The organism is Burkholderia sp. AU19243, assembly GCF_018148075.1.
Taxonomy (GTDB): domain Bacteria; phylum Pseudomonadota; class Gammaproteobacteria; order Burkholderiales; family Burkholderiaceae; genus Burkholderia; species Burkholderia latens_A.
Genome location: NZ_JAGSTV010000001.1, coordinates 149,968 through 159,510 on the forward strand (window position 1 = coordinate 149,968; position 9,543 = coordinate 159,510).

At 67.7% G+C, this 9,543-nt stretch carries 9 protein-coding genes; 1 reads left to right on the forward strand and 8 read right to left on the reverse strand.

The genetic code is table 11. The features are described from left to right. Positions 1-58: 58 nt before the first annotated feature. Complete coding sequence (locus tag KDW55_RS00710) at positions 59-1,615, reverse strand: UbiD family decarboxylase (RefSeq protein WP_040143610.1); 1,557 nt, start codon at positions 1,613-1,615, stop codon at positions 59-61. A 595-nt stretch (positions 1,616-2,210) separates the two neighbouring features. On the opposite strand from KDW55_RS00710, the gene KDW55_RS00715 reads away from it, so the two are divergent. Continuing rightward, positions 2,211-3,338 carry a transglycosylase SLT domain-containing protein gene (locus tag KDW55_RS00715; RefSeq protein WP_059543895.1) on the forward strand — a complete coding sequence of 376 codons (1,128 nt, stop codon included), beginning with the start codon at positions 2,211-2,213 and terminating at the stop codon, positions 3,336-3,338. Between the two features lie 122 nt (positions 3,339-3,460). Here KDW55_RS00715 and KDW55_RS00720 read toward each other — a convergent pair whose 3' ends face one another. From KDW55_RS00720 to ribD, 7 genes are all read right to left on the reverse strand, one after another. Next, entirely contained in the window at positions 3,461-4,657 is a 1,197-nt protein-coding gene (locus KDW55_RS00720) for a pyridoxal phosphate-dependent aminotransferase (RefSeq protein WP_212197798.1), read from the reverse strand. A 70-nt stretch (positions 4,658-4,727) separates the two neighbouring features. Continuing rightward, entirely contained in the window at positions 4,728-5,165 is a 438-nt protein-coding gene (gene nusB, locus KDW55_RS00725) for a transcription antitermination factor NusB (protein WP_040143613.1), read from the reverse strand. Next, positions 5,162-5,677, reverse strand: coding sequence for a 6,7-dimethyl-8-ribityllumazine synthase (gene ribH / locus KDW55_RS00730; protein WP_040143614.1), 516 nt, complete (start codon positions 5,675-5,677; stop codon positions 5,162-5,164). The genes nusB and ribH overlap by 4 nt, the downstream gene beginning before the upstream one ends. Before the next feature lie 53 nt (positions 5,678-5,730). After that, positions 5,731-6,873, reverse strand: a complete 1,143-nt coding sequence (ribBA, locus tag KDW55_RS00735; protein WP_040143615.1) for a bifunctional 3,4-dihydroxy-2-butanone-4-phosphate synthase/GTP cyclohydrolase II — start codon at positions 6,871-6,873, stop codon at positions 5,731-5,733. Between the two features lie 178 nt (positions 6,874-7,051). Next, positions 7,052-7,570: a DUF1993 domain-containing protein gene (locus KDW55_RS00740; RefSeq protein WP_040143616.1), complete on the reverse strand. Its 519-nt coding sequence runs from the start codon at positions 7,568-7,570 to the stop codon at positions 7,052-7,054. A 200-nt stretch (positions 7,571-7,770) separates the two neighbouring features. Further along, positions 7,771-8,400, reverse strand: coding sequence for a riboflavin synthase (locus KDW55_RS00745; RefSeq protein ID WP_040143617.1), 630 nt, complete (start codon positions 8,398-8,400; stop codon positions 7,771-7,773). A gap of 14 nt (positions 8,401-8,414) precedes the next feature. After that, positions 8,415-9,536 carry a bifunctional diaminohydroxyphosphoribosylaminopyrimidine deaminase/5-amino-6-(5-phosphoribosylamino)uracil reductase RibD gene (gene ribD / locus KDW55_RS00750; RefSeq protein WP_209825022.1) on the reverse strand — a complete coding sequence of 374 codons (1,122 nt, stop codon included), beginning with the start codon at positions 9,534-9,536 and terminating at the stop codon, positions 8,415-8,417. Positions 9,537-9,543 lie beyond the last annotated feature (7 nt).

Consider the following 9,543-nt stretch of genomic DNA (forward strand, 5'->3'; position numbering starts at 1 on the left):
TCGTTAGTATGGCGGAGTGCGTTCGAGGCACGGGGCGGCGCGCGCCCGCCGTGCGGGCTTAGAGTCCGATCTCCTGCCAGAGCCGGTCGACGCGCGCCTTCACGGCTGCGTCCATCTCGATCGGACGGCCCCATTCGCGATTGGTCTCGCCAGGCCACTTGTTCGTCGCGTCGAGCCCCATCTTCGAACCGAGGCCCGCGACGGGCGACGCGAAATCGAGATAGTCAATCGGCGTGTTATCGACCATCACGGTGTCGCGCACGGGATCGACGCGCGTCGTGATCGCCCAGATCACCTCGTTCCAGTCGCGGATGTTCACGTCCTCGTCGACGACGACGATGAACTTCGTGTACATGAACTGCCGCAGGAAGCTCCACACGCCGAACATCACGCGCTTCGCGTGGCCCGCGTAGCTCTTCTTCATCTGGACGATGGCCATCCGGTAGCTACAGCCTTCCGGGGGCAAGTAGAAGTCGGTGATCTCTGTGAACTGCTTCTGCAGCAGCGGCACGAATACCTCGTTGAGCGCGACGCCGAGCACGGCCGGCTCGTCGGGCGGCTTGCCCGTGTAGGTCGAGTGATAGATCGCGTCGCGGCGCATCGTGATGCGCTCGACCGTGAACACCGGAAACCACTCCTGCTCGTTGTAGTAGCCGGTGTGGTCGCCGTACGGGCCTTCGAGCGCGTGCTCGTACGCCGCGGCCGCGTTGCCCGCCGGGCGCGGCGGCGCGCCGGCCGGCGCCGCGGCGGGCGTGCCTTCCTGCGGATGGATGAAGCCCTCGAGCACGATCTCGGCCCGCGCGGGCACCTGCAGCGTGTCGACGCCTGGCGTCAGGCACTTCGCGAGCTCGGTACGGCTGCCGCGCAGCAGGCCCGCGAACTGATATTCGGACAGCGAATCGGGCACCGGCGTGACCGCGCCGAGCGTCGTGGCCGGATCCGCGCCGAGCACGACCGCGACCGGGTAGGGCTTGCCGGGGTTTCTCAGCGCGAATTCACGGAAGTCGAGTGCACCGCCGCGATGCGCGAGCCAGCGCATGATCAGCTTGTTGCGGCCGATCAATTGCTGACGGTAGATGCCGAGGTTCTGGCGCGGCTTGTTCGGCCCGCGCGTGACCGTCAGGCCCCACGTGACGAGCGGCCCCGCATCGCCCGGCCAGCAGGTCTGGATCGGCAGCTTGTTCAGGTCGACGTCCGCGCCTTCCCAGACGATCTCCTGGCAAGGCGGCGACGACACGGATTTCGGCGCCATGTCCCATACCGCCTTCGCGAGCGACAGCAGCTTGCCGGCGTCCTTCAGGCTCTTCGGCGGATCCGGTTCTTTCAGCGCGGACAGCAGCCGGCCAAGGTCGCGCAGCGAACCCAGCGCGGCGTCGTCGCCCGCATCGACGCCCATCCCGAGCGCGACGCGGCGCGGCGTGCCGAACAGGTTGCCGAGCACCGGGAATGCGTGGCCGGGCGGCGCATTGAACAGCAGCGCCGGGCCGCCGGCGCGCAACACGCGGTCGCACAGCTCGGTCATTTCGAGCACCGGTGACACGGGCTGAGTGACGCGCCGCAGTTCGCCGAGCGCCTCGAGGCGTTGGATGAAATCGCGTAAGTCTTTGTATTTCATGAAGAAGGTCCGAGCTGCCCGCGCAACGGGCAGCGATGGGCGGGCGCAGCGGCTCGCTGCGACCCCGAATCGACCAGCGATTTTACCCGGGCGGCTGCGTACACGCCCGGCGGCGAAAAAAGTCGATCCCGCGCGAAGCCCCTACGGCACGGGGCTCTGGAACTGAAGGGCGGTTTGAAATTACTTTTTGTTATAATTTCAAGGTTTTATAGTGTTGACGATCTATAAAACCCTGCTAGAATCCGCTCACATTGGCTGCAGGGTAAAGGCTTCGAGCCGCCAATCACCGATCTTTGACGCAGCGCGTCACCGTCCGCCGAAACCTGCACGGCGTATTCGACGGCCTTTGTCGTAGTCCCAGCCAGCGCCACCAGACGCTGGTTTTTTGCGTGGGTGCCACCGCGTATGCCCGCCTCGCCCGATGTGCGAAGGCGCCGGCCCTCTTACACCGTGGCCCTGAACGGTACTTATACCGTTTCCCCGATGCTTGCGCGTCCCAACCAAGGCGTGCGGCGTCGTGATTCCGCGGCGCGTTTTCCGTCTCGCCATCGAGCTGAGCGAGCCGCACGAGTCATGTTCATGGGAGATGATCTGAATGAACGCTTGGTTATCGTGGCGTCCCAGTGAGCAGCATGCGCAGTTCGTGCGCGCCATGCTGCGTCGCGGGACGCGTGTCAGTCACCATCTATTCAGCGTTGTCGGCTGTTTCGCTGTCGCGGTCGCACTTGCGCTGTGGCTGCTGCCGACCGTGCGCGGGAGCCTCGCCGCGAAGCTGATGCCGGTCGTATCCGCGGCCGTGCAGGCCGGTCCGGCCCGTCTGCTGACCGGTCATCCGCTGCCGAACTTCGCGCCGGCCGGCGCGCAGCCGCAACAGGAAGACGCTCCGGAAACCGATGCGCTCGCCGTCGGCCTCGACGTCGCACCGGAAACCGCCGCGCAGAACGACGCGTCCGATCCGGCCCGCAACGGCCCGTCGCCCGTCGCGCTTGCGAAGCTGATTCCGACCCAGCGAGTCCCCGCCGAAGCGCGCGACGATCGCGCGCTTGCGTCGAACCGCGAACAGGCGCTCGTCGCCACCTACTTGTCGCGCCGGTACCGCGTCGCGCAGGAGCCGCTCGGCCAGCTGGTCAAGGCGGCGTTCCAGACTGGCCGCGACGTCGGCCTCGATCCGCTGCTGCTGCTGTCCGTGATGGCGATCGAATCGGGCTTCAACCCGTACGCTGAAAGCGGCGTCGGCGCGCAGGGGCTGATGCAGGTGATGTCGAAAGTCCATTCCGACAAGTTCGAGTATTTCGGCGGCACCGACACCGCGCTGCAGCCGCTCGCGAACCTGCAGGTCGGTGCACTGGTGCTGAAGGATTGCATCGCCCGCGGCGGCTCGCTCGCGAACGGCCTGCGCCTGTACAACGGCTCGACGAATCCGGACGACAATGCGTACGGATCGAAGGTGATGGCCGAGCGCAGCCGCCTGCGCGACGTCGCGCGCGGCCGCAGCGTGCCAATCAACGCGCCGCAGGCGCCGGCGCAGCCGTCGAAGCCGATCGTCACCGCGGCCGTGGCCGCATCGGCGGGCGGCGCGAAGCGCGTGCACGCGACGCTCGACGGCGCCCAGCCGATTACCGCGAAGGCCGCTGCCGTGCCGAAGGGCGCGCCGCAGCAGGACGATGCGAGCGTCGATACCGCGAAGCAGTCGCACGGCGATCATTCGGAGCTTGGCGCATAGTACCCGCCAGCTTTCGCGGCACTGAAACGAAAAAGCACCCGAACCGGGTGCTTTTTTTTTCGCCTCTGCCGAGGGCGGTTCGTGCCTGATCCGCCGGGGAAGGGCGCCGTCGGCGCCGCGCGTCAGTGCTGTCCGAACAGCTTCGCGAGCCGTTCGACGGCTTCTTCGAGGCGTGAGTAGGCGGTCGCATAGGACAGCCGGATATAGTCGCGCGGCGCATGGACACCGAAATCCATGCCAGGCACCAGCACGACGCCCGCGTCGTGCAGCATGGCGTGCGTGAGCGCTGCGCTGTCGCCGGCGGCCGGATGCGCGACACCGCCACAGTTCGCATACACGTAGAACGCGCCGTCCGGCATGACGGGCACCGTGAAGCCGAGCCGCTCGAGCGCCGGCGCGATGAAATCGCGGCGGCGCTTGAATTCGGCGCGGCGCGCTTCATAGATGTCGAGCGTGGCCGGCTCGAAGCACGCGAGCGCTGCATGCTGCGCGAGCGCGGACGGGCAGATGAACAGGTTCTGCGACAGCTTTTCGAACGTGCCGACCAGCGCGGGCGGCACGACCAGCCAGCCGAGCCGCCAGCCGGTCATGCTGAAGTACTTGGAGAAGCTGTTCACGGTGACGACGTCGTCGCCGTACGACAGCGCCGACACGGGCGCCGCGTCGTAGCTGAGGCCCTGATAGATCTCGTCGACGATCGTGAAGCCGCCGCGGGCGCGTACGGCCTCGACGATCCGCCTCAGCTCGTCCGGCTCCAGCGACGTGCCGGTCGGGTTCGACGGCGACGCGAGCAGCACGCCGCGCGTGCGGTCGCCCCAGCGCGTGCGGACATCGTCGGCGGTGAGCTGGAAACGGGCTTCCGCGCCGCTCGGCACGAGCACCGGGCGGCCTTCGGCCGCGGCGACGAAGTGCCGGTTGCACGGATACGACGGGTCGGGCATCAGCACCTCGTCGTCGCGGCCGACGAGCGCGAGACACGCGAGCAGCAGCGCGGCCGACGCGCCGGCCGTCACGACGATCCGCTCCGGGCTGATCGTGAGGCCGTATGCGCGCACATAGTGAGCGGCAATCGCTTCGCGAAGCGGTGCGATGCCGAGCGCGCTCGTGTACTGCGTGACGCCGCGGCGCAATGCGGCCGCGGCCGCCTCGACGACCGGCTCGGGGGCAGTGAAATCCGGCTCGCCGATGCCCATGTGGATAACGTCGCGCCCGGAGGACTCGAGCCGCTGTGCCTCCTTCATCAGTTCCATCACGTAGAACGGCTGGATCGCGTCGACGCGTGCGGCGAGCGTGAGGAGCGAGTCGGCGGTGGTATTCATCGGTCGGGCGGGGCGGCAGTGGCGAGGGAGAACGAAAAACGGGCGCTTGCGCGCCCGTCCAGCGACGGAATCAGCCGTTGCGGCGCGCCTGCGTTTCGGCGGGGCGCAGCTTCGCGGCGAGCTTGTCGAGCACGCCGTTGACGTACTTGTAACCGTCGGAGCCGCCGAACGTCTTCGCGAGTTCGACGGCTTCGTTGATGATCACGCGATACGGCGTTTCGACATGGTGCGTGAGCTCGAACGTCGCGATCAGCAGCACCGCGCGTTCGACCGGCGACAGCTGGTCGATCGGACGGTCGAGCGACGGCGTGATGGCTTCGACGAGCGCTGCGTGCTCGCGAATCACGCCATGCAGGATCGCGTCGAGCAGTTCCTTGTCGGCCTTGTCGTAACCGAGCGCGCCGCGCAGCTGCGCGTCGATCTCGCCGGAGGCCGCGTTCGACAGCAGCCACTGATACAGGCCCTGCGTCGCCAGCTCGCGCGATTGTCGGCGGGCGCTCTTCTTCATGCGCGCTCCTCTTCGTCGTCTTCGTCTTCTTCTTCGTCCTCGTCGTCGCCGAGCTGGTCGAGCGCCATCGTCAGGTTGGCCATCTCGACCGCGACGCGTGCGGCGTCGCGACCCTTCTCGGTCATGCGTGCGACGGCTTGCTCGTCGTTCTCGGTCGTCAGCACCGCGTTTGCGATCGGCAGGTTGAAGTCGAGGCCGATGCGGGTAATGCCCGCGCCGCTCTCGTTCGACACGAGCTCGAAGTGGTACGTCTCGCCCCGAATCACCGCGCCGAGCGCGATCAGAGCGTCGAACTGGCCGCTTTCCGCGAGCTTTTGCAGCGCGAGAGGGATTTCCAGCGCGCCGGGCACCGACACGAGCAGCACGTCTTCACCGGAGACGCCGAGACGCTCGAGTTCTTCGACGCATGCATCGGCGAGGCCGTTGCAGACGGGTTCGTTGAAGCGGGATTGCACGATGCCGATACGCAGGCCGTCGCCTTCGAGATTCGGTTGGTATTGTCCGATTTCCATGATCTGGTCCGTGGTGTGGATGAACGGTTATAGGGCGAAAGCGCCGCGGCGGGTTACGCGTTGGACGCCGGGCAGGACTTGGCTTCGCCGCCGGGCATCGGAATGAAGCCCGTGACTTCGAGGCCGTAGCCGGACATGCTGCCCAGCTTGCGCGGATTCGACAGCACCTGCATCTTGCCGACGCCGACATCGCGCAGGATCTGCGCGCCGATGCCGAACGTCTTGAAATCGACCGGCCGGCGCTTCAGCGCAGCGGCCCTTTCTTCTTCGTCGAACGCCTTGAAGACGTCGATCAGATGTTCCTTCGTGTCGCCGCAGTTGAGCAGCACGATCACCCCGAGGTCGCGCTCCGCGATGTCGCGCATCGCGGCGTCGAGCGTCCACGAGTGCGTCGAGATGCCCGTTTCGAGCAGGTCGAGCACCGACAGCGGCTCGTGCACGCGCACCGGCGTATCGACGTCGGGCGACGGTGTGCCGCGCACCAGTGCGATATGCGGCGAGCCGCTCGGCTGGTCGCGGTAGAGCACCGCGCGGAACGTGCCGTGCGCGGTCTGCATCGTGCGCTCGGCGATCCGTTCGATGATCGATTCGGTGCGGCTGCGGTACTGGATCAGGTCGGCGATCGTGCCGATCTTCAGACCGTGTTCCTTCGCGAACTCGAGCAGGTCGGGCAGGCGCGCCATCGTGCCGTCGTCCTTGATGACCTCGCAGATGACCGCGGCGGGCGTGAGCCCGGCCAGCGCCGTGAAATCGCAGCCGGCCTCGGTGTGGCCGGCACGCACGAGCACGCCGCCCGGCTGGGCCATGATCGGGAAAACGTGGCCCGGCTGCACGATGTGCTCGGGGCGGACGTCGTGCGCGACCGCCGTGGCGATCGTATGCGCGCGGTCGGCGGCCGAAATGCCGGTCGTCACGCCTTCGGCCGCTTCGATGCTGACCGTGAACGCGGTGCCGTACTGCGTGCCGTTGCGGTAGGTCATCAGCGGCAGGTGCAGCTGCTTGCAGCGCTCCTGCGTCAACGTCAGACAAATCAGGCCACGGCCGTACTTGGCCATGAAGTTGATCGCTTCCGGCGTGACGAATTCGGCGGCGATCACGAGGTCGCCTTCGTTTTCGCGGTCTTCTTCGTCGACCAGGATCACCATCCGGCCGGCTTTCAATTCCGCGATGATGTCGAGCGTGGAGGCGAGCGTCATAAAGGGGCGAGAAAGAGGAAAGTGCGTATTTTACGCCAGTCGGACCGCGTTTCCGCCGGCACGGGCCCCCGCACTCCGCGAGCGCGCCCGAAAACGATGCGGCCGGGCTGTGCGGCGAGCCGGCCCGGAGCGCGGCGGCGTGCGAGAAAGCCCGCGCGGCGCCCCGGCCGGCCGTGCGTCAGCCTTGCTCGTTGCGGCCGCCGAGGTAATCGAGCTTGCCGAGTTCGACGCCGCTGTGGCGCAGGATGTCGTACGCGGTCGTCACGTGGAAGAAGAAGTTGGGCAGCACGAAGTTCAGCAGATACGACTGGCCGGTGAACTCGATCGGACCCACACGCATCTTGAGCACGATCTGGCGCGCTTCGCTGCCGTCGATCTGCGCTGCATCGAAACCCTTCAGGTAGTCGATCGTCTTCTGGATGCGTGCATGCAGTTCGTCGAACGTCTGCTCGACGTCGGGGTAGCTCGGAATGTCGACGCCGGCGAGCCGGGCGGCGCAGCCCTTCGCGGTATCGGTCGCGATGTACACCTGGCGGACGAGCGGCAGCATGTCCGGATAGAGGCGTGCGCCGATGAACACCGACGGGTCGATCTGCTTCTCGGCCGCGTGCGCCTGCGCCTTGCCGAGGATGTGCTGCAGGTTGGTGAGGCCGCGGATCAGCACGGGCAGTGAAGCCTGGTACATCGAGATGGACATGGGGACGACTCCTGGTGGGAAAGGGGCAGCCGGTATCGGTGCGCGCGATGCGTCGCGGCGCCGGATCCGCTGCCGTTGCATCTTAGCGCGACGCGATCGGCCGTGCGCGCCGTTGGCCATTCGGCCGGGTATAGGGGCGCGGCGGCGGCCGCCATTCCCTGTCCACCGGATTCCGGGGGCCAGAGCCGGAACCGCCGCAATCAGTCCTGATGCACGCCCTGCGATGCCGACAGCATTCGCTCGACATACCGCGCGATCATGTCGACTTCGAGATTGACCTTGTCGGCGGCCTTCACGTGCCGCAGCGTCGTGACCTCGACGGTATGCGGGATCAGGTTGATCGAGAATTCGCAGCCGTCCGCGCGATCGTCGATCGTGTTGACGGTCAGGCTCACGCCGTTGACCGTGATCGAGCCCTTGTAGGCGAGATAGCGGCCGAGCTCGCGCGGCGCGACGATCCGCAGCTCGTGCGACTCGCCGACCGGGGCGAAGCGCGTGACGGTGCCGAGGCCGTCGACGTGGCCGGACACGATGTGCCCGCCGAGCCGGTCGTGCGCGCGCAGCGCCTTCTCGAGATTCACTTCACCCGGCTGCGCGAGGCCCACCGTGCGATTCAGGCTTTCGCGCGACACGTCGACGTCGAAGCCCGTGTCGGTCTTTGCGATGACCGTCATGCACGCGCCCTGGATCGCGATGCTGTCGCCGAGCGCGACATCGGCGAGGTCGAGGCCGCCCGCGTGCACGGTCAGCCGCACGCCCGCGTCGGGCGACGCGCCGAGCGGCGCGATCGATTCGATGCGGCCGACGGCCGCGACAATTCCGGTAAACATCGTGACGGCTCCGTTCAGTGGGACGCAGAGGGCGGCGCGATACGCGCGAGGATCCGCAGATCGTCGCCGATCCGCTCGACGCTGTGGAACGCAAGCCGCGTGCGGGCGTCGAGGCTCGCCGGCGCGGCGAGGTCGAACATGCCGGCCGCGTCGCTGCCGAGCAGGCTCGGCGCGAGATAGACCAGCAGCTCGTCGACGCAGCGCTCGCGCAGCAGCGAGCCGTTCAGCTTGTGGCCGGCCTCGACGTGCAGCTCATTCACGCCGCGCGCGCCCAGTTCCGCCAGCATCGCGGGCAGGTCGACCTTCCCCTGAGCATTCGCAAGCGACACGATCTCCGCGCCGCGCGAGCGCAGCACGTTCGCGCGCTGGTCGCCGGCTGCATCGAGCCGGCCGCAGAAGATCAGCAGCGGCGCGCCTTCGAGCAGCCGCGCATCGAGCGGCAGGTCGAGACGGCTGTCGACCAGCACGCGCCGCGGCTGGCGCGGCGTATCGATGCCGCGCACGGTCAGCTGCGGGTTGTCTTCGCGTACGGTGCCGATTCCGGTCAGGATCGCGCACGCGCGCGCGCGCCATGCGTGGCCGTCGGCGCGGGCGGCCTCGCCGGTGATCCACTGGCTTTCGCCGGACGGCAGTGCAGTGCGCGCGTCGAGCGACGCGGCGGTCTTCATCCGCACCCACGGGCGGCCGCGCGTCATCCGCGACACGAAACCGATGTTCAGCTCGGCCGCCTCGTTCGCGAGCAGCCCGCAGCGCACGTCGATGCCCGCGTCGCGCAGCATCCCGAGGCCGCGCCCCGACACTTGCGGATTCGGGTCTTCCATCGCCGCGACGACTTTCGCGACGCGCGCGTCGATCAGCGCATTCGCGCACGGCGGTGTACGGCCGAAGTGGCTGCACGGCTCGAGCGTGACATACACGGTGGCGCCGGCGACGTCATGGCCGCGCGAGCGCGCGTCCTTCAGCGCCTGCACTTCCGCGTGATCCTGGCCGGCCGGCTGCGTGAAGCCTTCGCCGATCACACTGCCGTTCTTGACGATCACGCAGCCGACGCGCGGGTTCGGCGCGGTCGTATACATGCCGCGCGCCGCGAGCTTCAGCGCGCGCTGCATGTGGGCGAAATCGGTATCCGAGAACATGCGTGCG

What these genes read in the sequence shown, in the direction of transcription:
- KDW55_RS00710 (WP_040143610.1), bottom strand. Translation starts at nt 1,615, where the DNA reads ATGAAATACAAAGACTTACGCGATTTCATCCAACGCCTCGAGGCGCTC.
- KDW55_RS00715 (WP_059543895.1), top strand. Translation starts at nt 2,211, where the DNA reads ATGAACGCTTGGTTATCGTGGCGTCCCAGTGAGCAGCATGCGCAGTTC.
- KDW55_RS00720 (WP_212197798.1), bottom strand. Translation starts at nt 4,657, where the DNA reads ATGAATACCACCGCCGACTCGCTCCTCACGCTCGCCGCACGCGTCGAC.
- nusB (WP_040143613.1), bottom strand. Translation starts at nt 5,165, where the DNA reads ATGAAGAAGAGCGCCCGCCGACAATCGCGCGAGCTGGCGACGCAGGGC.
- ribH (WP_040143614.1), bottom strand. Translation starts at nt 5,677, where the DNA reads ATGGAAATCGGACAATACCAACCGAATCTCGAAGGCGACGGCCTGCGT.
- ribBA (WP_040143615.1), bottom strand. Translation starts at nt 6,873, where the DNA reads ATGACGCTCGCCTCCACGCTCGACATCATCGCGGAATTGAAAGCCGGC.
- KDW55_RS00740 (WP_040143616.1), bottom strand. Translation starts at nt 7,570, where the DNA reads ATGTCCATCTCGATGTACCAGGCTTCACTGCCCGTGCTGATCCGCGGC.
- KDW55_RS00745 (WP_040143617.1), bottom strand. Translation starts at nt 8,400, where the DNA reads ATGTTTACCGGAATTGTCGCGGCCGTCGGCCGCATCGAATCGATCGCG.
- ribD (WP_209825022.1), bottom strand. Translation starts at nt 9,536, where the DNA reads ATGTTCTCGGATACCGATTTCGCCCACATGCAGCGCGCGCTGAAGCTC.